Source organism: Hymenobacter bucti (assembly GCF_042681145.1).
Lineage (GTDB): Bacteria > Bacteroidota > Bacteroidia > Cytophagales > Hymenobacteraceae > Hymenobacter > Hymenobacter bucti.
Window position 1 is genome coordinate 722,009 of the sequence record NZ_JBHUFD010000005.1, and the last position, 23,917, is coordinate 745,925.

The 23,917-nt window shown below is 60.5% G+C and carries 20 protein-coding genes and 3 tRNA genes; 16 read left to right on the forward strand and 7 right to left on the reverse strand.

Going from position 1 to position 23,917, the window contains the following annotated elements; genetic code table 11:
• Nucleotides 1-132 precede the first annotated feature (132 nt).
• Nucleotides 133-1,743: a peptide chain release factor 3 gene (locus ACFSDX_RS15070; protein ID WP_382314948.1), complete on the reverse strand. Its 1,611-nt coding sequence runs from the start codon at nt 1,741-1,743 to the stop codon at nt 133-135.
• Nucleotides 1,744-2,201: 458 nt separating this feature from the next.
• Between ACFSDX_RS15070 and ACFSDX_RS15075 the strand changes: the two genes are divergently transcribed.
• The 5 genes from ACFSDX_RS15075 to ACFSDX_RS15095 all read left to right on the forward strand — a co-directional run bounded on the left by ACFSDX_RS15075 (nt 2,202) and on the right by ACFSDX_RS15095 (nt 7,003).
• Nucleotides 2,202-3,395 carry a class I SAM-dependent rRNA methyltransferase gene (locus ACFSDX_RS15075; protein WP_382314950.1) on the forward strand — a complete coding sequence of 398 codons (1,194 nt, stop codon included), beginning with the start codon at nt 2,202-2,204 and terminating at the stop codon, nt 3,393-3,395.
• A gap of 117 nt (nt 3,396-3,512) precedes the next feature.
• Entirely contained in the window at nt 3,513-5,015 is a 1,503-nt protein-coding gene (crtD, locus tag ACFSDX_RS15080) for a 1-hydroxycarotenoid 3,4-desaturase CrtD (protein WP_382314952.1), read from the forward strand.
• 82 nt (nt 5,016-5,097) lie between these two features.
• Nucleotides 5,098-5,766, forward strand: a complete 669-nt coding sequence (locus tag ACFSDX_RS15085; protein WP_382314954.1) for a carotenoid biosynthesis protein — start codon at nt 5,098-5,100, stop codon at nt 5,764-5,766.
• Between the two features lie 232 nt (nt 5,767-5,998).
• Nucleotides 5,999-6,583, forward strand: a complete 585-nt coding sequence (locus ACFSDX_RS15090) for an arylesterase (RefSeq protein WP_382314956.1) — start codon at nt 5,999-6,001, stop codon at nt 6,581-6,583.
• A 129-nt stretch (nt 6,584-6,712) separates the two neighbouring features.
• The gene (locus ACFSDX_RS15095) at nt 6,713-7,003 is read left to right on the forward strand and encodes a circadian clock KaiB family protein (protein WP_382314958.1); all 291 of its coding nucleotides are present in this window, start codon (nt 6,713-6,715) and stop codon (nt 7,001-7,003) included.
• A gap of 214 nt (nt 7,004-7,217) precedes the next feature.
• Here the strand turns inward: ACFSDX_RS15095 and ACFSDX_RS15100 are convergent.
• From ACFSDX_RS15100 to ACFSDX_RS15110, 3 genes are all read right to left on the reverse strand, one after another.
• A tRNA-Leu gene (locus ACFSDX_RS15100) sits at nt 7,218-7,300 on the reverse strand.
• Nucleotides 7,301-7,786: an HNH endonuclease gene (locus ACFSDX_RS15105; RefSeq protein ID WP_382314960.1), complete on the reverse strand. Its 486-nt coding sequence runs from the start codon at nt 7,784-7,786 to the stop codon at nt 7,301-7,303.
• A gap of 48 nt (nt 7,787-7,834) precedes the next feature.
• Nucleotides 7,835-7,910: transfer RNA gene (locus ACFSDX_RS15110), tRNA-Gly, on the reverse strand.
• A 251-nt stretch (nt 7,911-8,161) separates the two neighbouring features.
• Between ACFSDX_RS15110 and ACFSDX_RS15115 the strand changes: the two genes are divergently transcribed.
• The 6 genes from ACFSDX_RS15115 to ACFSDX_RS15140 all read left to right on the forward strand — a co-directional run bounded on the left by ACFSDX_RS15115 (nt 8,162) and on the right by ACFSDX_RS15140 (nt 12,691).
• Nucleotides 8,162-9,163, forward strand: a complete 1,002-nt coding sequence (locus ACFSDX_RS15115) for a fatty acid desaturase (RefSeq protein ID WP_382314962.1) — start codon at nt 8,162-8,164, stop codon at nt 9,161-9,163.
• A 90-nt stretch (nt 9,164-9,253) separates the two neighbouring features.
• Nucleotides 9,254-9,817 carry a fasciclin domain-containing protein gene (locus ACFSDX_RS15120; RefSeq protein WP_382314964.1) on the forward strand — a complete coding sequence of 188 codons (564 nt, stop codon included), beginning with the start codon at nt 9,254-9,256 and terminating at the stop codon, nt 9,815-9,817.
• A 280-nt stretch (nt 9,818-10,097) separates the two neighbouring features.
• Nucleotides 10,098-10,577: an energy transducer TonB gene (locus ACFSDX_RS15125; protein WP_382314966.1), complete on the forward strand. Its 480-nt coding sequence runs from the start codon at nt 10,098-10,100 to the stop codon at nt 10,575-10,577.
• A gap of 95 nt (nt 10,578-10,672) precedes the next feature.
• Nucleotides 10,673-11,215: a hypothetical protein gene (locus ACFSDX_RS15130; protein WP_382314968.1), complete on the forward strand. Its 543-nt coding sequence runs from the start codon at nt 10,673-10,675 to the stop codon at nt 11,213-11,215.
• Between the two features lie 88 nt (nt 11,216-11,303).
• Entirely contained in the window at nt 11,304-11,765 is a 462-nt protein-coding gene (locus ACFSDX_RS15135) for a putative signal transducing protein (RefSeq protein WP_382314970.1), read from the forward strand.
• A gap of 209 nt (nt 11,766-11,974) precedes the next feature.
• On the forward strand, nt 11,975-12,691 hold the full coding sequence (locus ACFSDX_RS15140) for an SDR family oxidoreductase (protein ID WP_382314971.1): 717 nt from the start codon (nt 11,975-11,977) through the stop codon (nt 12,689-12,691).
• A 115-nt stretch (nt 12,692-12,806) separates the two neighbouring features.
• Here ACFSDX_RS15140 and ACFSDX_RS15145 read toward each other — a convergent pair whose 3' ends face one another.
• Nucleotides 12,807-14,300, reverse strand: coding sequence for an alpha/beta hydrolase family protein (locus ACFSDX_RS15145; RefSeq protein ID WP_382314973.1), 1,494 nt, complete (start codon nt 14,298-14,300; stop codon nt 12,807-12,809).
• Nucleotides 14,301-14,593: 293 nt separating this feature from the next.
• Here ACFSDX_RS15145 and ACFSDX_RS15150 point away from each other — a divergent pair, with 293 nt between their 5' ends.
• From ACFSDX_RS15150 to ACFSDX_RS15170, 5 genes are all read left to right on the forward strand, one after another.
• Nucleotides 14,594-15,499: an SDR family oxidoreductase gene (locus tag ACFSDX_RS15150; protein ID WP_382314975.1), complete on the forward strand. Its 906-nt coding sequence runs from the start codon at nt 14,594-14,596 to the stop codon at nt 15,497-15,499.
• Between the two features lie 101 nt (nt 15,500-15,600).
• The gene (locus ACFSDX_RS15155; protein ID WP_382314977.1) at nt 15,601-16,176 is read left to right on the forward strand and encodes a gluconate 2-dehydrogenase subunit 3 family protein; all 576 of its coding nucleotides are present in this window, start codon (nt 15,601-15,603) and stop codon (nt 16,174-16,176) included.
• 95 nt (nt 16,177-16,271) lie between these two features.
• Nucleotides 16,272-17,939 (forward strand): GMC family oxidoreductase, encoded by a 1,668-nt coding sequence (locus tag ACFSDX_RS15160; protein ID WP_382314979.1) that lies wholly within the window; start codon nt 16,272-16,274, stop codon nt 17,937-17,939.
• 98 nt (nt 17,940-18,037) lie between these two features.
• A complete protein-coding gene (locus ACFSDX_RS15165; protein WP_382314981.1) occupies nt 18,038-19,372 on the forward strand; it encodes a family 1 glycosylhydrolase in 1,335 nt (444 codons plus the stop codon).
• Nucleotides 19,373-19,632: 260 nt separating this feature from the next.
• Nucleotides 19,633-22,209, forward strand: a complete 2,577-nt coding sequence (locus ACFSDX_RS15170; RefSeq protein WP_382314983.1) for a DUF5686 and carboxypeptidase-like regulatory domain-containing protein — start codon at nt 19,633-19,635, stop codon at nt 22,207-22,209.
• Nucleotides 22,210-22,306: 97 nt separating this feature from the next.
• On the opposite strand, the gene ACFSDX_RS15175 is transcribed toward ACFSDX_RS15170, so the two are convergent.
• Both ACFSDX_RS15175 and ACFSDX_RS15180 read right to left on the reverse strand, forming a co-directional pair.
• A tRNA-Arg gene (locus tag ACFSDX_RS15175) sits at nt 22,307-22,378 on the reverse strand.
• A gap of 41 nt (nt 22,379-22,419) precedes the next feature.
• Nucleotides 22,420-23,730, reverse strand: a complete 1,311-nt coding sequence (locus tag ACFSDX_RS15180) for a Pycsar system effector family protein (protein WP_382314985.1) — start codon at nt 23,728-23,730, stop codon at nt 22,420-22,422.
• Nucleotides 23,731-23,917: the final 187 nt, after the last annotated feature.

Here is a 23,917-nt window from a genome sequence, read left to right on the forward strand (position 1 = left end):
CTACCTAGTGGCTCAAATGCGCACTCAATGCATCAAAAGCAGCCGCCTACGATGGCAAGCCGCCTATCATAAGGCGCCTTTTCTCACCTAGGTGCACCGTCGCAACGTACCCAGCAGGTGCTCGCCACGCTCTTATAAAGAAGCCAGCTGTTGCAGCTGTTCCTGCGGCTCGTTCCAGGCGAGAAAATTGAGGGCCGGGTAGTTTTGTTTCAGGGCGTTGACCGTCCATTGGCTGTCGGCCAGCAGCACCGGGCGCTGGTCCCGGTCATAGGCGATGCTGTTGGTGCGCCGGGCCACAAAATCTCGTAGCTCGGTGGGGCTTTCGGCTTCCAGCCAGTAGGCTTTGTAGATGGACAGCGGCCGAAACGAGCAGCGCGCCCCGTACTCGTGCTCCAGGCGGAAGGCCAGCACGTCGAACTGTAGCTCGCCCACCGTGCCAATGATTTTGCGGTTACCCGGCTGCTGCGTAAACAGCTGGGCCACGCCTTCTTCCGTTAGCTCGCGGATGCCTTTATCGAGCTGCTTGGTTTTCATAGGGTCTAGGTTCACCACCTCGCGCAAAATCTCAGGCGCGAAGCGCGGAATGCCTTGGAACACCAGCGGCTCGCCCTCGGTGAGCGTGTCGCCGATGGCAAATTGGCCGCTGTCGTAGAGGCCCACAATGTCGCCGGGCCAGGCCTCGTCCACCACGCTCTTGTCGTTGGCCAAGAAGGTGGTGGGGTTGGCGAAACGCAGCTTGCGGCCCAGCCGCGTGTGCAGGTAAAACGCGTGGCGCTCGAAGCGCCCCGACACGATGCGCACGAAGGCAATCCGGTCGCGGTGGCGCGGGTCTAGGTTGGCGTGAATCTTAAACACGAAGCCCGTGAAAGCCGGCTCTTCGGCCCGCACGAAGCGCGACACCGCCGGCTGCCCGATGGGAGCCGGCGCTAAGGCCACGAACGTATCGAGCAGCTCCTGCACCCCAAAATTGTTGCTGGCGCTGCCAAAGAACACGGGCGCCAGCGCCCCGCGGCGGTAGGCGGCCTCGTCGAGCGGGTCGTAGATGCCCTCCACCAGCTCCACGTCGTCGCGCAGCTGGCGCACATCGGCGGCCGGCAGGTGCGCGTCTAGCTCGGGCGCGTGCAGGTCGCGCACGGCTACTACGTGCTCGGCCCGCGTGGTTTTGGTAGGCCGAAATAGATTCAACTCCTTGCTATACAAGTTATACACGCCCTGGAAGCTGCGGCCCTGGTTGATGGGCCACGTCAGGGGCCGCACCCGGATTTTCAGGGTTTCTTCCAACTCATCGAGCAAGTCGAAGGGCGGCTTACCGTCGCGGTCGAGCTTGTTGACGAATATCATCACCGGCGTGTTGCGCAGGCGGCACACCTCCATCAGGCGGCGGGTCTGGGCCTCCACGCCCTTCACGCTGTCCACCACCAGAATCACGCTGTCCACGGCCGAAAGCGTGCGGTAAGTGTCCTCGGCAAAGTCGCGGTGGCCGGGCGTGTCAAGGATGGTGACGCGGTAGTCCTGGTAATCAAAGCCCATGACCGAAGTAGCCACCGAAATGCCGCGCTGCCGCTCAATCTCCATAAAGTCGGAGGTGGCGGTCTTTTGGGCCTTGTTCGACTTCACGGCCCCGGCCGTTTGGATGGCCCCGCCAAAAAGCAGGAACTTCTCGGTCAGCGTGGTTTTGCCCGCGTCGGGGTGGGAAATGATGGCGAAGGTGCGGCGGCGGGCAATTTCAGCAGAAACAGGCATGGGGTAAGAGAAGGATTAGCGCAGAAAGTAAAGGAGAAACTACCCAGCCGGCGCGAGCCGGCCAGCCGTTAGAAACAGCGGTTTATACCGGGCGCTGCGTATAGCTTGCGCCTCACCTCTGCGAATCGCTACGGCAGGAAGAACTGCCTACCTAGGGCACTGTCCACTAAAGAGCTGCGCGGTAGTGAGCTCAGCGGCCAGCCGAAAAAAAGCAGCTGCCACAGGGCGAGCAGGAATGCTGGCGCAAGTGCGGTACGCCAAAAGTAAAGCACTCCCCGTTGAAAAAGGTTGCGTCCGTGGCGGAGGACCGGACGAGCCAGCGCATCCGTCATGGCAAGCGTAGCGAAACAATCGCACCTGAACGGACCCTAGGCTGGCTCGTTTTAATGCGATTACTTCGCTGTGCTCGCCATGACGGGCGACCTTTGTAGTTACGTACCCCAATAAGCGACTTCTGTATGCCCGCCACCATCGTCCTCAAAAACGGAAAAGACCACTCCCTGCGCCGCCGCCACCCCTGGGTATTTTCGGGTGCCATTGCCCGCATGCAGGGCGAGCCCACGGAAGGCGAGGCCGTGCGCGTCGAAACCCAGGCGGGCGAAGTGCTGGGCGTGGGCCATTACTCCGGCGGCGGTTCCATCGCGGTGCGGATGCTGGATTTTGGGCCGGCGGCCGAGCTCCCTACCCCCGATTTTTGGGTGAAGAAGCTGGCCAACGCCTACGCCCTGCGCCAACGCCTGGCCCTCACGGGCACGGCCGACACCAACGTTTTCCGCCTCGTGCACGCCGAGGGCGACGGCCTGCCGGGCCTCATCATCGACGTGTATGGCGACGTGGCCGTGGTGCAGGCGCACAGCGTGGGCATGTACCGCGCTCGCCCCGAAATAGCTAGCGCCCTGCAAGTTGTCTTTGGCGATAAGCTACGCTCCATCTACGACAAGAGCTCGGAAACCGTGCCCGGCAACGCCGTAGCCGACGCCAAAAACGGCTACCTCTTCGGCGAAAGCACCGGCGCCGAGCACATCGTACACGAAAACGGCCACCAGTTTGCCGTGGATTGGGAAACGGGTCAGAAAACCGGCTTTTTCATCGACCAACGCGACAATCGCGCCCTGCTGGCCCGCTACTCGCCCGGCCGCCGCGTGCTCAATACCTTCTGCTACACCGGCGGCTTTTCGGTCTACGCCCTCGAAGCGGGCGCCGAACTGGTACACTCTGTCGATAGCAGCAAAAAAGCCATCGCCCTCACCGAGCGCAACGCCGAGCTATCCAGCCACGCCGAGCGCCACGCCGCCTACCCCGAGGACGTGCTCAGCTTTCTCAAAAACCACTCGGCCGAGTACGACTTGCTCGTGCTCGACCCGCCCGCCTTTGCCAAGCACATGGGTGCCCGCCACGCCGCCCTCATGGGCTACAAGCGCCTTAATGCGTCGGGCATCGCGCATCTGGCGCCGGGTGGGCTGCTATTCACCTTCTCATGCTCGCAAGTCGTTAGCCCCGAATTGTTTGAAGGTGCAGTATTGGCCGCCGCCATTGAGGCTGGGCGGCCGGCGCGCATCCTGCACCGGCTAACGCAGCCCGCCGACCATCCGGTGAGCTTATTTCACCCGGAGGGCGCATATTTGAAGGGTTTGGTGCTGGCGGTGGAGTAGCAGCGTGGACCCTGCGAGTCCGCGAGCGAGCATACGGGGCCGAACGTATTTGCGCGCGAAGTTGCAAAGTCGGCGCACTTCTAAACTTCTACCTTAGCCAAGCTGGTTAGTAGCTTGATGTTTACTAAAAAACAAAAATCACCGCCTTCGCGCCAGCCCGTGGCCGTTATTGGCGCGGGCGTGGCGGGGCTGGCGGCGGCGGCGCGGCTGGCGGTGGCGGGGCATCCGGTCACGGTATTTGAGGTCAGCGGTTCGTTTGGGGGCAAGATGCACCAGTTTGACTTGCCCGGCGGCTACCGCTTCGACGCGGGGCCGTCGCTGTTTACGCTGCCGCAGCTGGTGGATGACGTTTTCCGGCTGGCCCACCGCGAACCGAGCGACTACTTCCGCTACGAGCGGCTCGACCCGATTACCAACTACTTTTTTGCCGATGGCACGCGGCTCGCGGCCTGGGCCGACAGCCAGCGGTTCGCCGCCGAAGTCGAGCAAAAGCTAGGCACTCCGGCGGCAGCGGTCACCCAGTTCCTAGGTCGTAGTGGCAAGGCTTACGACGCCACGGCGGGCACGTTTTTGCACAAGTCGCTGCACAAGGCCGGCACCTATTTCAGCCCCGAAACGCTGAAGGCGGTGGCCGCTCTGCCTTCCCTAGGTCTCACGGGCACCATGCACGCGCGCCACGAAAAGGCATTTGCCAACGACCCGCGCCTAGTGCAATTATTCGACCGCTACGCCACGTACAACGGCTCCGACCCGTATCAGGCGCCGGCCACGCTCTCGCTCATTCCGCACCTGGAGCACGGCATCGGGGCGTTTTACCCGGAGGGCGGCATCTACGCCATTGCCCAAAGCCTGCACCGGCTGGCCGAGGAATTTGGGGTGAAATTCCGCTTCAACGAGCCGGTGCGCGAGATTCTGACGGCCGGCAACCTCGTCACGGGCGTGCGCACCGACCAGGATATTTACGACTTTGGGCTGGTGGTGAGCAACATGGATGTGGTGCCCACCTACCGCCAGCTCTTGCCGCAGCAGCCCGCGCCCGAGCGCACCCTAGGGCAGCCGCGCTCGTCGTCGGCGCTCATTTTTTATTGGGGCGTGGCCCGCGAGTTTGCTGAGCTGGACTTGCACAACATCTTCTTCTCGGCCGACTACAAGCGCGAGTTCGACGCCATTTTTCAAGAGAAAACCGTGGCCGACGATGTGACGGTGTACGTCAACATCACGAGTAAAAAAACGCCCACCGACGCCCCCGCGGGCCACGAAAACTGGTTTGTGATGGTGAACGTGCCCCACGATGAAGGCCAGGACTGGGCCACCCTCGCCGCCAAAACCCGCCGCGTGGTGCTGGCTAAGCTCAGCCAAGCCCTGGGCGTTGACCTAGAGCTGCTCATTAAAGCCGAGAAAGTCTGGACGCCGCCCGGTATCGCGGCCGACACCTCGTCGTTTGGGGGCGCGCTCTACGGCAGTTCCAGCAACAATGCGCTGGCAGCTTTTTTACGGCACCCCAACTTCTCGGGCCGGCTGCCGGGGCTGTACTTTTGCGGCGGCTCGGTACACCCGGGTGGCGGCATCCCACTGTGTTTACTTTCGGCTAAGATAGTCGCCGAACTTATTGATAATTAAGTTTTGAGTGCTGCGCTTAGAATTTTGAGTTAGCCAAACAGCCACTCAAAAACTAAGCTTAGCACTCAAAACTCCGCATTTTATGGAGTTTTCGAATTCATCTGCGCCTTTGGCCGCGCCTACCTCGCGGCTGCGCGTGGCGCAAGGGCTGGTTTTGCTGTTCCACCTCACGGGCTTCGTGGGGCTGGCATTTAGTCAGGATAAATCCTTCTACCTCAAATACACGCCGCTCACGCTACTGCTCACGGCGGGGCTGCTGCTGGCCTTTCAGCCCGAGCGTAACTGGTCGTTCTGGCTGTTTGTGCTGCAAACGTTCCTGCTGGGGTTCACCGCCGAGTTTGTGGGCGTCCATACCGGGGCCATTTTTGGCAGCTACACCTACGGCGCCACCCTAGGGCCCAAGTACGTGGAGGTGCCGTGGCTGATTGGCCTCAACTGGGTCGTGGTTACGTACTGCGCGGGCATGCTCACCTCATACCTGCCACTGCCGCTGCTCTTTCGGGTGCTGGTAGGAGCAGCCCTTATGGTGGGTTTCGACCTGTGCCTAGAGCCGGTGGCCAGCCGCTACGACTTCTGGCACTGGACCGGCAACGTGATTCCGCTACGCAACTTTCGCGACTGGTTTCTGCTCTCGCTGGTGTTGCAGTTGCTTTTTCAGCGCAGCACCTTCCTCAAGCGCAACCCGCTAGTGCCGCTGGTGTACCTGGTGCAGCTGCTCTTTTTCTTCGTGCTGGGGCTGCTCAATTCCTAGAGAACACTCTTCTTGCTTACAAGACACCTAAGCCCCTGAGTAGCCAGCTACTTAGGGGCTTATACATTACCCGTCCGCAAGCGTCACAAGAAATTTTCCGTCGCGCTTTTTTGTAGTATATCCGGGGCCTGCGCACGCGGGCACTCCTGGCAGCAGAGCTATTGGGGCTAGCTATTTCTTTGGGCTTTGCGCTGCGGGCCTTTGGGGCTGGGCAGCGCGACTATTTATATAGATGAAAAATATTATTTTCTTTGGCGATAGCCTCACGGCGGGCTACGGCTTGTCGGCGGCCGACAGCTTTCCGGCACGCATCCAGGAAAAACTCGACGCGGCCGGCCTCGCCTACCGCGCCCTCAACTACGGCGTGAGCGGCGAAACCAGCGCCGGGGGCCGGCAGCGCCTGGCCAGCGTGCTGGCCAGGCAGGCGCCCGATATTTTTGTGCTGGCCCTGGGGGCCAATGATGGCCTGCGCGGCATTGCAGTGCGCGACACGGTGGCCAACCTGCGCTACATCTTGGCCGAGGTGCGGCGGCAATTTCCGCAGGCGCAGCTAATGCTGGCGGGTCTCGAGTTTCCGTTTGACCTAGGGCCGCTGGGCGTGCCGGGCCTGGCGCACTACGCCACGGAGTTTAGCAGCCTGTTTCGCACGCTGGCCGAGGCCGAAGGAGTGGCGTTTATCCCGTCGCTGCTGGCGGGCGTGCTTGGTCGCCCGCAGCTTAACCTAGCCGACCGCGTGCACCCCAACGCCGCCGGCCAGCGCCTGCTCGCCGCCAACGTGTGGGCCGTGCTGGAGCCGCTGCTGCAGGTGGCAGCGTAGCTGCCGTAGCTTTACGAGCCACGGCACGGTGGCTGTGGCCTAGAGTAGCCCTAGGCCACGCAGTGGCATGCTTTTTTAATCAAGGACGAAACCCAGCGTTTAGTCAGCTCGCAGTAGCGTCCCGTTTCTATGTCACCCTTACCTTCCGAGCCTGAGTACGACCTCTATCTCTTCGTGGCTGGCAGCAGTGCCACGTCGCTGGCGGCGCAACGCAACATCCAGGCTATCTGCAGCGAGCACCTGAGCGGGCGTTATTCCTTGCAGGTAGTAGACGCGCAGCAGCACCCCGCCCGGGCTGTGGCAGAGGAGCTCCTAGGCTTACCCTGCCTCATCAAGAAGCGGCCGGGCCTGGTCCGGCGGCTGGTGGGCGACCTCTCGGACCGGCCGCGCGTGCTCAAAGCACTCGGTCTGCTGGCCTAGCCTGCGTGGGCATCTAGGAGCAGTACCACGCTCGTTTTAGCCCCCGGCGGGCTACCTAGCCTAGCTGGTATTGCGGGTTATCGCTATCGAACTGACAGCTTTTCACGCCCAGCTACATCCCAGCCCCCAGATAACCCCGAGCCAAGTCCGCGTAGTGCGCTAGGCGGCAATCCAATAAAAAGCCTCGTTTCTGCTACAGAAACGAGGCTTTTTGTACCAGAGACGGGACTCGAACCCGTAAGCCCGTGAAAGCAAGTGAGTTTAAGTCACTCGTGTATACCATTCCACCACTCCGGCCTAGCGCTTTTGCTGGTTTTTGCCTCTATAATTCTTGGTTTGAGCGTGGCAATTTGGGCAAAGCAAGTGCAAGTTAGCAATTCTATGGTCATTATTAACACCATTGATGTGATGAAGCTCTAAGGGAATGGACTGCCCGCACCACTCGGCCAACCCACAATGCTCGCATCGGTGCTGCTTCCGGCCTTCTTTAAGCAAACGGCCCCGCAGCCCATGTGTGAAGGCGTAAGCTGAATTTTCAATCAGTATTTCCTCCAGCGTGGCCTTGCGACCAAATGCCTTGTATCGAGCCCCCACATTCCAAGCGGCCCCTGTGAAATGAATGGTATCGAGTCTCAGCAGCTTGATGCGGTTCTGCACCGTCTTGTAGTTGCCCCCGGCCGGCACCAGCCCGATGCACACTAGCACCTGCCGCACCGATAGGCTTTCGACCACTGCCTGCCGAAATTCTTCGTCCGTAGTCAGGCATTTGCGGGTAGCGGCCATAAGTGGTATAAACGCAAAAACGCCACCCTAGGGTGGCGTCTAATACTTTGGAGCGGGAGACGAGGTTCGAACTCGCGACCTCGACCTTGGCAAGGTCGCGCTCTACCAACTGAGCTACTCTCGCTTGAGGTGTTCGCTGCTGTTGCTGCGAATGGTGATACAAAGGTAGGCAAAAGGGCCAGCAATGCAAGTACAAGCCCTAAAAAAGATGCGGCATCGCACGTTTGCGCTTCATTTTCAAGCTGAAAAAATTTCTATCAGCTCGAATAGCCAGTCTCACGCCCGCATTACGCCCAGCCAAACTCCGTGCGGCCGGGCGTAGCTTTACTCGGCTTACCTAGCGGCTTACGGGTCGATTATTATCTTTTTCCTTTTATGGCTGCCCCCAATTCTTTTACTCTTACAGCGGCGGCGGAACCCCACCGCGTACGCACCCGCCAGATTATTCGCGCGCACCCCGAGGTAAAGCAACTCATGACGCGCACGCCGGCCACCTTCTGGATTGGGCTGGGCTGCGTGGTGGCCCAGGTGGGCCTCGCCGCCCTGCTGCGCCACCAGGCGTGGTACTGGTCGGTGCTGGTGGCCTACCTGGTAGGGGCTTTTTTCTCGCACACGCTGTTTGTGGTCATTCACGAGGCAGCGCACAACCTCGTTTTTCGCACCCTGCGGGCCAACGTGGTGACTGGTATTCTGGCCAACTTCCCGTCGGTGTTTCCAACGGCCATCAGCTTCAAGAATTTTCACATCAAGCACCACGTCTTCCAGGGCGTGCACGAGCTGGATGCTGACTTGCCCGACTGGTACGAGGCTAAGCTCATCAAAAACTATAGCCTAGGCAAGGCCGTGTGGCTGTTTTTCTTTCCGGTGTTCCAGCTCATTCGCACGCTGCGCTGCCGCGAGGTAGCCACCATCGACCGCTACGTGGTGGCCAACATCGTGGCCCAGCTGGCCTTCGATGCGGCCGTAGTCTACTTTCTGGGCTGGGCGGCCCTAGGGTACCTGTTTCTGAGCTTTTGGTTTTCGGTGGGGCTGCACCCGCTGGGCGCACGCTGGATTCAGGAGCACTACCTCACTCTGAGCCCCGAGCAGGAAACGTACTCCTACTATGGCCGCCTCAACGGTATCAACCTCAACGTGGGCTTTCACAACGAGCACCACGACATGCCCAGCATTCCGTGGAATAACCTGCCTAAGCTCAAGCAAGTGGCGCCCGAGTTCTACGAGCCGCTGCTGGCGCACCGCAGCTACACCAAGCTATTTTTCCAATTCCTGTTCGACCAGGAAATCAGCCTTTACTCCCGCATCACGCGCCGGGAGCGCGGCACGGCCACGCTGCGCGACCAGAGCGTGCCCGACCGCGAGCTGGTGAATCAGTAATTAAAAAAACTTTAGACTAGGAAAATCCAACCTTGGAAGCAGGACCGTAGGTGCCCCACACGCATTCCAACTTTTCTTTTTCCTAGTTTCATGAAACTCTCTTTTGCTTCGCTGGCCCTGGTGGCCCTGCTCGGTGCCGGCACCATCCAATCGGCCTCGGCCCAGAAGGCTAAAACGGTGATGGTGGGCGGCGCGCCCATGTACCCCACGAAGAACATCGTGGAGAACGCCGTTAACTCGAAAGACCACACCACGCTGGTAGCCGCCGTAAAAGCAGCCGGCCTGGTAGAGACCCTGCAAGGCCCGGGTCCGTTCACCGTATTTGCCCCTACTAATGAGGCTTTTAACGCATTGCCCACTGGCACCGTAGACACCCTGGTGAAGCCCGAAAACAAGGAAACGCTCACCAAAATCCTGACCTACCACGTAGTAGCCGGCCGCATGACCTCGGCTGACTTGAAGAAAGCCATCAAGGATGGGGGTGGTAAGGCTACCCTCAAAACCGTAAGCGGCGGCACGCTCACGGCCATGATGAAAGGCCCGAAAACCATTGAGCTAAAGGACGAAAAAGGGGGAATCTCGACCGTTACCATCGCCGATGTGATGCAGAGCAACGGGGTCATTCACGTAGTGAATAAAGTGCTGATGCCCTAGGTGTTATCTTAGTATTAAATGAAAAACCGCTGACCAGGAAATGGCCAGCGGTTTTTTTTATGGAAATTGACTAAAAACAAGACAACTTCATTCTAGTATGGGAGCTCCTTTTATATCTTAGCCGCCAAATAATCGAGATACAATTAATTAGTTTATGCCTAACTGCACTCTTATGATACGGAACTGTACTTTATTGATTTTTGGGCTATTACTAGGGTTATGCACCAGCCAATCGGCATTTGGCCAAGTCCCTCAGCTATCAAAGTACCAGAAGGGTACGATGGAGAAAGGCCAAAAGAAAGGCGTGTGGGAATACTTTGGTTATACCGCGACCGGGCAGCAGGTGGTGGTGCAGCGCTACGACCACGACAAGAACAAGCTAATTTTTTTTCGGGAGGTACCCTACGCCACTTACTTCACCGAGGTGAAGCCGGGCGAGTGGCGCTACATGCAGCCCGACCAGCCGCCCATGTTTGTGGGCGGGGCGGGGGTGCTGGGCTACCACATGGCGCAGCTCGTATATCCGCAGGAAGCGCAGGAGCGCGCCCTTCAGGGCAAGGTGACCGTAACCATCCAGCTTGACACCCTAGGGCACGTGGCAGGCTACCGCCTTACGCAGCGCGTGGGCCGCTCGTGCGATGAAGAGGCGATGCGCGTGGCCCGCGCCATTCCGCAAACCTGGGTGCCCGCCCGCATGGGCTCGCATGCGGTGGCCGTGGAGTACGAGCTGCCGTTCAACTTCAGCATGAAAAAGCGCTAGCCTTACTCGCCGCTGGGCATAGCACGGGGCAGCCGTGACGGACGGAATGCTCCTAAAATTTAGCGTGGGCGGGCACTGGGCTGTAAGTTGGGGGTATGAAAAACTATTTTAGTAGTGGCTGCGCCCTGCTTGTGGGGTTGGCCTCGCTCGGGCTGGCGGGCTGCGACTCGACCCCACGCGAGCGCCAAGCGGCTGTGCGCCAAGAGCTCACGAAGCTCGATACCGCCGCCCGGACGTCGGGGCGCACCCTGCGGCGGGTGGGCCGGCAGGTAGCCCGCTTCGACTCGGCCAACCACGCCCGGCGGGCCGTGCCCCTCGATGCTCGCCGCCAGCAGCGGGTAAACCAGGAGCTGCTCGGCAGCTACAACACCAAAGTCAGTAGCCTCACCCCGGCCACCATTGCGGGGGCCTACGGGCAGCTGCTGCGGGCCACGCGCGCGCACCGCGCTACCTGGCAGCTGCGCGATTGGGACTACGCGCAGGCGGCCTACCAGCGCCTCAACGCCCAGCTGGCCCGCGTGCGCCTCGACCTGCCCGCCCGCGAAGAGGTACGCATCCGGGCGTGGCAGGCCGAATTTACCGCGCTGCGCGCCGGGCGCACGGCGAAAGACCTGCGCACTGCCACCAAAAAGCCGTAAGTATTGTTTTTGAAGCACCTAGGTCCACTTGGCTAGCGGCAACGCTGGCCAAGTGGGCCGCCTCACCCCTTATTAGCTGGCCACAGCTATGCCCATGTCTACTGGCACTGGCTCCTCGCGGCAGGAGAATATCATCGTGCTCGACTCGTATTATGAGCCCTTGGCGGCACACATGGCGCGCACCAAGCTGGAGGCGGCGGGCATCCCGTGCTTTTTGACCAACGAAAACCTGGTGTCGCTCAACCGCATGTACAGCCCGGTGGCGGGCGGAGTGCGCCTGCACGTGTACCAGCGCGATGCCGCCCAGGCCACCGAAGTGCTGCGCGAGCTCCCGCTGATGCAGGCCGTGCCCGGCGGCCTGGCCGGGCCAGCTCAGCAGCCCCACTCGGCCACTACCTGCCCGCGCTGCGGCTCGGCCGACGTAACCACCGAAGCACCGGCCGAGCCCGTGAATGCCGCTTCGTGGCTGCCCACGCTGCTGGCGCGGCTGCGGCACTATTTTGCCCAGGGCCAAACGCACCACTGCTTCAACTGTGGGTTTGATTACTAAGTGCCTAGGTCGAGTTTCGGAGTTAGAGTTAGTATGAGGGCTGGGCAGTAGCGCATATTCTTGTAGCCCGCGCCTACGCACCGTGTGGAAACGCGAATTATAGAATCCGCGCTGGTAGCTCTTGACCAGTAAACCGCTCTAGGTGCCGCTTTGAACGCTGCTGGCCCCTAGATGACAACTTTCTGCCGAGCGAGCCGCTTTAGCTTGTCATGGAAAAACATTCGCAGCAAGTCGCCCTCATCACAGGGGCTAACAAGGGGTTGGGCCTGGAAATAGCCCGCCAACTAGGCCATCAGGGCGTGGCCGTGGTGCTCGGCGCCCGCCAGGGCAAGGCCGAAGCGCCCGCCGCCGAGCTACGGGCCCAGGGCCTCGACGCTCGCGCCGTGGAGCTCGACGTGACCAACGCCGCCGACGTTGCGGCGCTGCCGGGCTTCTTTCAAGATACCTTCGGCCGGCTCGACATCCTGGTGAATAACGCTGGGGTGCAGCTCGATACGGGCTTCGAGACCAGCCCCGACGCGCTGCGCCAGACCTACGAGGCCAACGTTATTGGGCCCTATGCCATTACGCAGGTTTTGCTGCCGCTGCTGCGCCAGGCGCCGGCGGGGCGCATCGTCAACCAAAGCAGCATCCTAGGGTCGCTGGCCACCATTAGTGCGGGGCAGGGCGGTAGCTGGGCCACGCCGGGCTACACTTCGTCGAAGGCCGCGTTGAACATGCTGACCGTGGTGCTGGCCCAGCACCTTGCCAACTCGCCTATCAAGGTCAACGCGGCCCATCCGGGCTGGGTCAAAACCGACCTAGGTGGCCCCGGCGCGCAACTCGGTGTGCAGGAAGGAGCCCGCACGGCCGTACGCCTGGCCCTGTTGCCGGCCGACGGCCCCACGGGCGGCTACTTCCACAATGAAGAGCAGCTGCCTTGGTAAGCCGCTAATCAACTTATTGCAACCAGCTATTCATCGCACCAACCACCACTTGATAAGCTACCTAGCGAAAAGCCTCCAGCAGCCCTAAGCAATTAGTGCTGCTGGAGGCTTTTCGCTAGGCTTTCGCGGTGCTGCGCTTGGTGCGGGCGCGGGCGGCGGGCTTGGGCACCGCAACTGGGCGTTGCACCGTAACCGGCAGAGGTACTTTGGCGAGCTTGGCCCGCTCGAGCAGCCATTGGTGCAGGTAGTCGAGGCCGGCGGGCGAGAAGGCCGCTTGGCGCTCGCCCGCCACGATGGGCCAGTCGGCCGGGTCGGGCTGAAACCAGTGGTTGACGCCCGGCAGGCGATGCGCCTCCACGGGCACGTGGGCCAGGTGCAAGCCTTTTTGCAGCACGGCCAGGTTGCGGCCCGCCGCCACCTGCAAGTCGGCGGTGCCGCTGAGCAGCAGCACCGGGCACTGCACCTGCGGCAGGCGCAGGGCGGGGTCGAAGTCGATAAAATACCGCGACCACGGCGAGGTCAGCTCCGCCGCACGGGCGCGGGCCATGCTCTCGCTCAGGGCGGTATTGCTGCTGCGCAGCAGCGTTACGACCTTGGCCCGAGCGGCCGTGTTATTAGGGGTTTGGCGCACAGCGTCAACCAGTTGGTCGTAAAGCGCCTGGGCGGCTTTTATCTGGGAGCCGTCGGTGCCGATGAGGCGCATAATCTCGCCTTGCTGCCGGCGCAGCACGTCGCGGCCGGGCTGCCCGTAGCCCGCCAGCGAGGCCACAAAGGCCGGGCCGTCCTGCGGGGCCACCGCGGCCAGCAGCGCTACGTTAGCGCCTTCGCCGTGCCCGAGCAAGCCCACTTGCTGGGGCGCAATGAGGGGCGTTTTGCGCAGGAAAGCCAGCGCGGCCTGCGCATCGGCCACGAGGTCGGCGGTGGTGGCGCGGCTGTAGTCGCCACCCGAGCGGCCCACGCCGCGGTCGTCGAAGCGCAGCACGGCAATGCCGTGGCGGGTGAGGTAGTCGGCCAGAATCCCAAACAAGTGGTAGCCCTGCAAATCGCAGTCGCGCTCCTGCGGCCCCGAGTCGGAGAGCAGCGCCACGGCCGCAAACGGGCCTTCGCCACTAGGGATAGTGAGCGTACCGCTGAGCTTAAACTTGCCCGTGGGGTTGAGGAATGTCACTTCCGATTCGCGGTAGGGCGGCGTCAGGCGCAGTTTTTTGGCGGCTTGGGCGGCGGCCGGGGCGGCGCTGCGCTCCAGCACCAGGTCGGTTTTGAGGCCCGGCTGCTGCCAGGTGCCGCTGAGCTGGGCGCCGCCAGCCAGCACTTTGCCCTCAAAGTGGCTGCCCGCCTGCTCGATGCGCAGCGTGAGGTCGTCGCCCTTGAGCTCAACCTCCACGGGCATGCGGCTGATGCGCTGCTGCGGCACGTCGAGGGCCGCGTAATACGTGCCGTTGCTGAGAGGCACTATCGTTATCATCAGCGTGAGCGAGCCGCCGGGCACCTTTAGCGGCCCCTGCCACTGGCCGCTCAGGCGGGGCGGCTCTTCGGCCCTAGGATTGGCCTCGGCAACTCGGGCGCACCACAGACTAAATACCAGCAGGACGAGTAATAATTTCTGCATAAAGTAGCACTCTATTAGGAAGTTAAAATAGGATAAGCGTAACACTCCGCAAGGTACTAAGTCGCCCTTGCTTTGGGGCTTGCCACCAGATTTATTTAGCTGGTCATAATCGCATCTAAAAACTGATAACTAGCAATTATATAACCTCCTAGTACTCCGCCAACCTTTTAAAAATTATACCACTAGCGGAGCAGTTTACGCCTTGCTGGCCCCGCGCATTTTTGGGCGGCGCCACTAGCCCTAGGTGCCGTTTTTGCGTAAGCAAGGCACACACTCCATTGCTCCTGTTTTTTATGTCTACCAAGAAATCAGATTCTGCCCCTACCCCGCCCAAACGCCCCACGGCTGCCGAGATGAAGGAGCACGCCCAAAAGCTGCCTTATCCTGCCAAGCAAGCCGACATGAAACTGCAGCCGCAGTCGAGCCTAGCCGCCTACCGCGCCGCCGGCAAGCTCGAAGGCAAAGTGGCCCTCATCACCGGGGCTGACTCGGGCATTGGCCGCGCCGTGGCGGTGGCTTTTGCCAAAGAAGGCGCCGACGTAGCCATCTTATTCAATGAAAACCAGGAAGATGCGGCCGAAACCAAACGCCTGGTCGAGCAGGAAAACCGCAAGTGCCAGGTGTTGCAGCTCGATGTGCGCGACCGCGAGCAGGCATTTCAGGCGGTGCGCCTGGTGCGCCTGGAGCTGGGCGGCCTGAACATTCTGGTCAATAATGCCGCCTTTCAGGCGTCGCAGGAGAAGTTTGAGGACATCACCGAGGCCCAGATTCGGCGCACGTTCGACACGAACATTCTGGGCTACATGTGGATGGCGCAGGCCGTGATTCCGCACCTGCAAAGCGGCGACTGCATCATCAATACTGGCAGCATCGTGGGCATCGTGGGCATTCCGATTCTGGTGGACTACGCCTGCACTAAGGCCAGTATCCACGCCCTCACCAAGTCGTTGGCGCTGTACCTAGGCGAGAAAAACATCCGGGTGAACGCCGTAATCCCCGGCCCGGTCTGGACGCCCAACATCGTGGGCACCATGCCAATGGACGAGATTGAGAAGTTTGGCCACGAGGTGGCGCTCAAGCGCCCCGGCCAGCCCGAGGAACTAGCCCCGGCCTACGTGCTACTGGCCTCGCAAGATGGCTCGTTTATGACCGGCGCGCTGGTGCACGTCACGGGCGGCAAGCTCAGCAGCGACGAGTAACAAACAGCGGAGTTTACACGTTCTTATAAGCCGGCGGGCTATTGGCTGCTTTCCAGGTCGGATTGGCAGCCAATAGTCCGCTTTCTTTTTTCAAGCAACGTATGACTTTTCAGGAGCTGCTGCCTACTTCCCACGTATCGGAGGCCACCCGCGCCGCGCTCACGCAGCGTTTGGCCGAAACCAACCAGGCGGCCAGCTACGAGCCGCAGTTTTTTGCCCCCGAAACCTATCAATTGCTAGTGGCCGTGGCGGCCCGGTTGTTTCCGCAGCCCGAGCGCCCGGTGCCCATTCCGCTGGCCCCAGCCGTGGACCAGCGCCTAGCCGTGGGCCGCTCGGACGGCTGGCGCTACGATGCCCTGCCCCCTGACCGTGAGGCGTATCGCCTAGGTCTGGGCGGCATCGAGCAAATTGCGCAGGCACTATTTAAAGCTGATTTTGAGCACCTTGAGGCCGCTCAGCAAGATAAAGTCATCGAGGCCCTAGCCAGCGGCAACCCACCCGGCGAGGCGTGGCAAACGCTGACCGCTGACCGCTTTTTTGAGGAAATGCTGGCCGAACTCAGCGCCACCTACTACGCCCACCCCTGGGCGCAGGACGAGATAGGCTACACCGGCTACGCCGACCTGCCCGGCTGGACCAAAATCGGTCTCAACGAAAAAGAAGCACGGGAACAGTAAGTGAATGAGCGAATGAGTAAATATGTGAATGTCAGACCGACATACTATTTCCCCATTCGCCAACTCACTCATTCACTCATTCACTAATTGCCAAAATGCCCGACGAAGAAATTGCTGAAGAAGGAGTAGCTACTCCCCTGGACACCACTGTGCAAGACCCCTTGCTACGCGAAATATTAGCTGATAACCAGACCGCCGACGCGCCCCAGGAAGAACAGCAGCCCACGCTAGCTGAGGCGGAAGCGGTTGATTGCGTAGTAATTGGCCTGGGCGCGGGCGGCGCGCCACTGCTAGCCCGCTTGGCGCAAGCTGGCCTAAAAGTGGTGGCCCTGGAGGCCGGCCCCTGGCACAAGCCCGAAACAGATTTTGCCACCGACGAACAAGCGCAGGATTTCCTATTCTGGAACGACGAGCGCCTGGCCGCCGGCGGCACGCCGCTGGCCATGGGCCGCAACAACTCGGGTACCGGCGTGGGTGGCTCGACGCTGCACTACACCGCCTACACCCCCCGCCCGCTGCCCGACGACCTAACGTTGAAAACCGACTTTGGCGTGGGCGAAGACTGGCCGTTGACCTACGATGACCTAGCGCCCTATTTTGAAGAGGTAGAGCAATTTATCGGTGTTTCGGGCCCTACCCCTTACCCTTGGGGCCCGTCGCGGCCCAAGGGCTACCCCATGGCCCCGCTACCCCTCAATAGCGCTGCGCAGTTGATGATGCGCGGGGCCGAGAAGATGGGCATCCGCACTTCGCCGGCCGCCAATGCGGCGCTGTCGGCACCCTTCTTCCAGGAGGGCGTGGGCTGGCGGCAGGCTTGCACCAACCGGGGTTTTTGCCAGGCCGGCTGCTCCAACGGGGCCAAGTCGAGCATGGACGTGACCTACATTCCGCTGGCGGTGAAGTACGGAGCTGATATTCGGCCCGATAGCTACGTGACCGAGATTGAGCGCAACGCCCAGGGCCTGGTTTCGGCGGTGGTGTATACCCAAAATGACCAGACGCACCGCATCGCGTGCAAGCACCTTTTCCTGTGCGCCGGGGCCGTGGAAACCCCGCGTCTGCTGCTGCTGAACGAGCTGGCCCTGACCAGCGGCCAAGTCGGCCGCAACCTGATGGCCCACACCGGCATCCAGGTTTGGGGCACTTTCCCCGAGGAAGTGCGGCCCACCAAGGGTATCCCTGGTGGCCTGATTTCGCAGGATACCCACCGGCCCGAGGGGGCTGACTTTGTGGGCGGCTACCTGCTGCAAAGCATTGGGGTAATGCCGGTTACGTTTGCCGGGCAAACGGCGCGTGGGCGCAAACTCTGGGGTAAGGCGCTGCGCGACTATATGCAACAGTTTAACCACATCGCGGGCATCAACATCCTGGGTGATTGCCTGCCGCACGCCGACAACTACCTAGAGCTGAGCGACGAGCTGGACGGCAAGCAGGTGCGCAAGCCGCGCATCCACTTCACGGCCCAGGAAAACGAAGTCCGCATGACAGCCCACGCCGAAAAAACCATGCGCGACATCTGGGCGGCGGCGGGCGCCACCGATATCTGGTCGTTTGACCGCTACGCCCACGTCATTGGTACGGCCCGCATGGGTCTGAGCGGCGACGATGCCGTGGTAGACCGCGACGGCCGCGCCTTCGACGTGCCCAACCTCTACATCTCCGATAACTCGACCTTCCCGAGTGCCCTGAGCGTGAACCCGGCCCTGACCATCATGGCCCTGAGCCTGCGCACGGCCGACAAGTTTTTGGCGAGCCTTAAGTAAACGGTTAGCTAATGGCTGCTAGCTGTTGGCTTTTTCTGGCTACAAAATTCTACTTAACAGTAGCTAATAGCTAGCAGCTAGTGGCTAACAGCTAAAAAATGAAATCCTTTCTCTCTGAGATAATCACCAAGTTTGGTGATGGCAACTACGAGGGCGACCAGTTTGGCGGCGCCCGCGGGCACAACGGCAAAGGGCTGCCCACCGGTTTGCCCAACAACTTCATGTTTGCCACCGGCATCGAGTGCAGCTACCCGACCATTGATAATGGTAAGACCCGGCGCGATATGCTGGCCGAGTGTGACCACTACAACCGCTATAAGGAGGACCTAGGGCTGGTGAAGGAAATGGGGCTGCGGGTGCTGCGCTACGGCCTGCCTTACTACTCCATCCAAAAAGCGCCCGGCAAGTACGACTGGGAGTTTGCGGACCTGGCCATGGCCGAGATGCAGCGCCTGGGCATCACGCCCATTCTGGACCTGATGCACTTCGGGGTACCCGACTGGATAGGCAATTTTCAGAATCCCGAGCTACCCATCCACTTTGCCGATTACTGTGAGCAGGTGGCCAAGCGCTACCCTTGGGTGCGCTACTACACGCCGGTAAACGAGATTTACATCACGGCCCGCTCCAGTGCCAAGGATGGCGTCTGGAATGAGCAGTTGAAGTCAGATAAGGCCTTTGTGACGGCGCTCAAGCACTGCGCGGCGGCCAGCATCATGGGCACGCAGCAGATTGCCAAGCACCGCCCCGACTGCGTGATTGTGCAGAGCGAATCGGCCGAGTTCATCCATGAGCTGCATGCCGAGCGCACGCCCGCCGTGCAGCTTGAGAACCTGCTGCGCTTTACTTCACTCGACCTGCTCTACGCGCACCAGCCGGAGGGCGAGGTGGTAAACTACTTGTACGACAACGGGATGACCCGCAAAGAGTATGACTGGTTTATGGCCGGTGAGCCCCCCGGATACCAGATAATGGGCAACGACTACTACGGCCGCAACGAAAAGATAATGCTGCCTAACGGTGAAATCTGCACCAGCATGGACGTGCTGGGCTGGGCTACCATCACCCACGACTACTACCAGCGCTACAAAAAGCCGGTAATGCACACCGAAACCAACGTGTTCGACGCCAAGCAGGCGCCAACTTGGCTTTGGAAGCAGTGGGTCAACGTGTTGCGCCTGCGCAAGGAAGGCGTACCCGTACTGGGCTTCACCTGGTATTCGCTCATCGACCAGATTGACTGGGAAACCGGCCTGGCTGAAAAGAAGGGCACCGTGAATGCCTGCGGCCTTTTTGACCTCGACCGCAAGCCCCGGCCCGTAGCCGAAGCCTACAAGATGCTACTGGAAGAATACGGTCAGATTACCATTGTGCCCCACGGCGAGCTGTTTGAAGTAACCGAGCGGCCCGCCACGCTAAAGGTCGAAGTATAGCCATTTTTCTTGTCACAACGAGCGCCCCTGCCGAAGAGTATATTCCCTTTGGCAGGGGCGCTTGCGTTGGATAAAGCCCGCGCACTACGGGCGCATTCTGGCTTTTGTCATATAGCCTAGCAAGCTGTTTTATAGATGCTTTATGACTTGAAAGGACGGACTTAAAGAAGAGCTGCTGGAACTACTTGTAGCTGGCTGGCGCTTGCGTAACTTGCGGGCGTAACTCGTTTGACTTTACCCCGCTGCTATTACATATTTCTATGAAATTAACCGTTCTGCTACTGCTGGTTGCCCTGCTGGTGGGGGTGCTGCCGGCGGCTGCCCAACGAATATTGGTAACGGGCCAGGTAGTGGAGGCGCAGTCGGGTGAGCCGGTGCCGTTTGCGTCCATTTTTGTACCCAAGACGACGGCGGGCATCACGGCTGACCTAGAAGGCAAATTCAAAATTTCGCTCACTAGTTCGCCCGATTCGCTCGCCGCGTCGGCCCTGGGGTTTACTACGCAGCGCAAGCGCCTGAGCAACCTGCCCGAGCAAACCATCTTGTTCCGCCTCAAAAAAGGCGGCGGAGTGGCCCTGGGCGAAGTGGTGATACGCCCCGGCGAAAACCCCGCCTTCCGCATTCTGCGCGAAGTGCAGCGGCATAAGAAAGCGAACGAGCGCAACGCCCTCACGGCCGCCGAGTTTGAGTCATACAACCGCATTGAGGTGAGCATGGCCGACATTCCGAAGGCCATGGCCAACCGCAAGGTGGTAAAGGACATCCGGGCGCTGGCCGTGCGCCGGGGGGCCGCCGCCGCCGCTGACCCTGATGCCCCACTGCCGCTCTTTGCCTCGGAGGTGGGTTCCAAAGTGTATCAGAAGTACGGCCCGCTGCGCCGCCGCGAAGACATTCTGCACAAGCAGATGCGCGGCGCCGGCCCCCGCGAGGGCTCGGTACTGAGCCAGATGCTGGGCTCCAACTTTCAGAACTTCGACTTTTATCCTAATTGGCAGAACATCCTAGGTAAGGATTTTATCTCGCCCATCGCCGAGGGCGGGCGCCTCACTTACGACTACGACCTGCAAGACTCGGTATTTGTGGGCAGAGACTGGTGCTACAAGCTGGCCGTGGCGCCCAAGCGCCCGCACGACCTGTCGTTTAAGGGCACCATCTGGATAACGGCCGAAGGATACGCCCTGCGTCGCCTCGACCTGGTAGCCAGCGAGCAGTCCAACATCAACTTTGTCAGTGACCTGCGCATTTACCAGGACTTGACGCCGCCCACCGACGGCCCCGGCCTGGCGGCCCGCACCCGCCTGGTAATGGGCATTCGGCCCTACGAAAAGCAGGCCGCCCTGCGCGTGCGCTTCACCACCGTCAATTCGGGCTTTGTGCGCAACCAGCCGCGTGATGCCGCTTTCTACGACCAGCCCATCGTCTCGACCATCATGGAGCCAGGCAAGGACGGCGAAGCCAGCGGGCTGCTAAGCGGCATGCTACCCACCGGGGCCACCGAGGGCTACTTCGATAAAAACCGGCCCGACACCCTAAGCCTGAGTGAGCGCCAAACCTTTTCGGTGCTCGACTCGGCCCGCAATCTGCCCTCCGTGCGCAGTACCCTCGACTGGATAGACTTGTTTATCAACGGCTATAAGCGTATAGGCAACGGCGAGAATAACAGCAAATTTGAACTCGGGCCCATCATCAACACCTACGCCCACAACGACTACGAAGGCAATCGCTTTCGCATTGGGCTGCGCACCACGCCGGGCTTCAGCCGCAATACCGTGTCGCAGGTGTACTTAGCCTACGGCACCCGCGACGGCCGCATTAAGTACGGCGTGCGGTCGAGCTACATTGCCGAGCGCCGCCACTGGACGGTGCTCACCGGCGAGTTTCGGCACGATGTGGAGCAGGCCGCGCTGCTCGACAACGACTTTTTACAAACCGACAACAACCTCTTTTTGGCCGCTACGCGCTGGGGGCGCTTCATTCAGGGCAAGCCCATTCTGCGCGACCTGATGACCCTGTCTATTCAGCGCGACTTATTTCACGGCTTCACCCAAACCATCACGGTACGCGAGCAGAACATCAAGCTGCTCAACGACTTTGTGTACCGGCGCAACGACCGGGTGGTGCCCGACATCACCTTGTCGGAGGTAGTGCTGGAATCGCGTTACGCGCCCGACGAAACGCAGGTACAGGCCGAAAACCGCCGCCGCCCCATCGGCCTCAAGCGCCTGCCGGTGTTTACGTTTCGCTACACCATCGGGGCGCGCGACTTGTTTACGAACAGCGACGCCCGCTACCAGAAGTACAACCTGCTCGTGAGCCACAGCTTGTCGCTGGGCCACCTAGGTCGCCTCAACTACCGCGCCGAGGGTGCCTACGCCCCCGACCGCCTGCCGGCGCTGTTTCTCAAGATTCCGCTCGGCAACCAAACGCCGTTTTACAACGCCAACGCCTTCAACCTCATGAACTATTACGAGTTCGTGACCGACCGCTCGGTGTCGCTCCGGCTCGACCATCATTTTGAGGGCATCGTTTTGAACTCCATACCCGGTGTACGTGCCCTCAACTGGCGCCTGGTAGCCACCGCCAACGCGCTCTACGGGGGCCTGAGCGCCAAGAATCAGCGCCAGCCGCTCGATATGCAGGGCCGCCCGCAAGCCCCGCTGGCTGCGCTGGGCAAGCTACCCTACGTGGAAGTAGGCTACGGCGTAGAGAACATTTTCAAGTTCATCCGGGTCGATTTTATTCATCGCCTCACCTACCGCAATGCCGCCCCCACTGGCATTGATGAGCCGGCCCCGCGCAACTTCGGCATCAAGGTAGGGGCGCAGTTCCGGCTGTAAGACGTACAGCTCACCCCAAATAAAATGGCTTCAAACCTAATAGGTTTGAAGCCATTTTATAATCAACAAAGCCGAAGCTTTATCATGCGTAACTATGTAGCCACGAGCAGATTCGAACTGCTATCAAGCGTTTAGGAAACGCCTATTCTATCCCTTGAACTACGCAGCCAGTGCGCAAAGGTACACCGTACCTAGGTAGGCCTGAAATGCCTACATCTTATACGCCAACACTATCGCAAAGGACAAGGCGGTGAGAATCAGGCCGACCATAAAAATGGAGTAGCTCACGCGCAGCAGTTTATACTTGCGGTCGAGCACCTCACCTAGGTAGTAGACGTCGGTGACCATATTGGTGTAAAGGTTGTCCTTTTGGCGCATCAGCTCGCGCATGCCTTCCTGGAAGTGCTGCAGGCTGAGCTTAGTGAACTGCCCGAAGAACAAGAGGTTGACGCGTCGATTGTTGGCGATTTCGGGGTTTTTCTTCAGCCATTTGAAGCTTGTGACATCGGGTTGGGCCGAGAGGATGGCCGTGGTAACCGAGCCCAGCGCCGTGATGAGCAGGATGGCCATCGGCACCGTTAGAATAGGATTACGCGTGAAGCTGGCGTTGCCCGTGGGCGCTAGTATCGACGACTTGGCCCCTAAGTAGGTGATGATGACCGAAAGAATAACGGCGTTGAGCTGTATCATCATGCCCGCTTTTTTGTCGGCCATGTCACTCAGCTTCATGTGGTTGGAATACATGGTGCGGAACATCGTTTCGATGCCCCGCTTGGGCTCGGCAAACGTATCGGTGGCTTTCTTTTCCTTCTTCTTGGCCTTCTTCTCGGTTTTTTTGAAGTACTCGCGCTGGTCCTCAATGTTGGCCTTGAGCGCTTTCTTGTAGCGCTCCTTGCCTACCTCCGACTGGTACTTATGCGCCAGCATAAAGTTGAGCTGCAACTCGGCCCACTCGGGGTTGCTGTACGATTTACCAAGCGCCAGCTCCCACTCGGTGCGGATGAGCTCGGCCCGCGAGCGGAAATCCTCGGCGGCGAGGTTGCTCATGTCGGCATCGCCCATCATCTTCTCGAGCTCGGTGGTAGCCTCCTCGTCACGGTGGGTGATGCGAATGAGGTTTTTTATCACCTCGATGCGGGCAGGGTCTACCTGCTTTTCGCGCAGCCAGGTTTCGGCCCGCGTCATGCTCTTGTATTCGTGGCCGTCGTAGGTGTCGAGGTAACCTAGGTCGTGAAACCAGGCGGCCACGAGCAGCAGCTCGGTGTCGGCGGGGTCCAGCTTGGCGGTATCGGCCAGGGCGTGGGCCTGCTTTACCACGTAGGCGGTGTGGGCCAGCGTGTGGTAGGTGAAGCGCGGGTCGATGTCGTTTTTGAGCAGCGGCTCCACGTGGGCCTGGGCCTGCTGCACCAGGGCCGAGGGTTCTGACTTGGGCGGCTTGGGCGGCTTGGCGGCCGCGGCCGGCAAGGCGGGCGCGTCGGCCGGCACCTCAGCTTCGGGAGCAGGAAAGGTAGTAGTAGCCATAAGGATGCGATAACTAGCAAGGAATGGCCCAAAGTTCGGGCCGCTCGCCGCTCTTTCAACGCGAAGCACGCCCTAGGGGTTGAGATAGACTCAACCGTGAGAGCGACCTTTGCGTAGGGACCGACCTACGCGGGTTAAATTTCACGTAGCTACCGCCCAGCCCACCCGGTAGCTACGCTGTAGTTGC

What these genes read in the sequence shown, in the direction of transcription:
- ACFSDX_RS15160 (WP_382314979.1), top strand. Translation starts at nt 16,272, where the DNA reads ATGCCCGACGAAGAAATTGCTGAAGAAGGAGTAGCTACTCCCCTGGAC.
- ACFSDX_RS15145 (WP_382314973.1), bottom strand. Translation starts at nt 14,300, where the DNA reads ATGCAGAAATTATTACTCGTCCTGCTGGTATTTAGTCTGTGGTGCGCC.
- ACFSDX_RS15170 (WP_382314983.1), top strand. Translation starts at nt 19,633, where the DNA reads ATGAAATTAACCGTTCTGCTACTGCTGGTTGCCCTGCTGGTGGGGGTG.
- ACFSDX_RS15165 (WP_382314981.1), top strand. Translation starts at nt 18,038, where the DNA reads ATGAAATCCTTTCTCTCTGAGATAATCACCAAGTTTGGTGATGGCAAC.
- ACFSDX_RS15140 (WP_382314971.1), top strand. Translation starts at nt 11,975, where the DNA reads ATGGAAAAACATTCGCAGCAAGTCGCCCTCATCACAGGGGCTAACAAG.
- ACFSDX_RS15090 (WP_382314956.1), top strand. Translation starts at nt 5,999, where the DNA reads ATGAAAAATATTATTTTCTTTGGCGATAGCCTCACGGCGGGCTACGGC.
- ACFSDX_RS15070 (WP_382314948.1), bottom strand. Translation starts at nt 1,743, where the DNA reads ATGCCTGTTTCTGCTGAAATTGCCCGCCGCCGCACCTTCGCCATCATT.
- ACFSDX_RS15120 (WP_382314964.1), top strand. Translation starts at nt 9,254, where the DNA reads ATGAAACTCTCTTTTGCTTCGCTGGCCCTGGTGGCCCTGCTCGGTGCC.
- ACFSDX_RS15075 (WP_382314950.1), top strand. Translation starts at nt 2,202, where the DNA reads ATGCCCGCCACCATCGTCCTCAAAAACGGAAAAGACCACTCCCTGCGC.
- crtD (WP_382314952.1), top strand. Translation starts at nt 3,513, where the DNA reads ATGTTTACTAAAAAACAAAAATCACCGCCTTCGCGCCAGCCCGTGGCC.
- ACFSDX_RS15085 (WP_382314954.1), top strand. Translation starts at nt 5,098, where the DNA reads ATGGAGTTTTCGAATTCATCTGCGCCTTTGGCCGCGCCTACCTCGCGG.
- ACFSDX_RS15115 (WP_382314962.1), top strand. Translation starts at nt 8,162, where the DNA reads ATGGCTGCCCCCAATTCTTTTACTCTTACAGCGGCGGCGGAACCCCAC.
- ACFSDX_RS15105 (WP_382314960.1), bottom strand. Translation starts at nt 7,786, where the DNA reads ATGGCCGCTACCCGCAAATGCCTGACTACGGACGAAGAATTTCGGCAG.
- ACFSDX_RS15180 (WP_382314985.1), bottom strand. Translation starts at nt 23,730, where the DNA reads ATGGCTACTACTACCTTTCCTGCTCCCGAAGCTGAGGTGCCGGCCGAC.
- ACFSDX_RS15150 (WP_382314975.1), top strand. Translation starts at nt 14,594, where the DNA reads ATGTCTACCAAGAAATCAGATTCTGCCCCTACCCCGCCCAAACGCCCC.
- ACFSDX_RS15135 (WP_382314970.1), top strand. Translation starts at nt 11,304, where the DNA reads ATGCCCATGTCTACTGGCACTGGCTCCTCGCGGCAGGAGAATATCATC.
- ACFSDX_RS15095 (WP_382314958.1), top strand. Translation starts at nt 6,713, where the DNA reads ATGTCACCCTTACCTTCCGAGCCTGAGTACGACCTCTATCTCTTCGTG.
- ACFSDX_RS15130 (WP_382314968.1), top strand. Translation starts at nt 10,673, where the DNA reads ATGAAAAACTATTTTAGTAGTGGCTGCGCCCTGCTTGTGGGGTTGGCC.
- ACFSDX_RS15155 (WP_382314977.1), top strand. Translation starts at nt 15,601, where the DNA reads ATGACTTTTCAGGAGCTGCTGCCTACTTCCCACGTATCGGAGGCCACC.
- ACFSDX_RS15125 (WP_382314966.1), top strand. Translation starts at nt 10,098, where the DNA reads ATGGAGAAAGGCCAAAAGAAAGGCGTGTGGGAATACTTTGGTTATACC.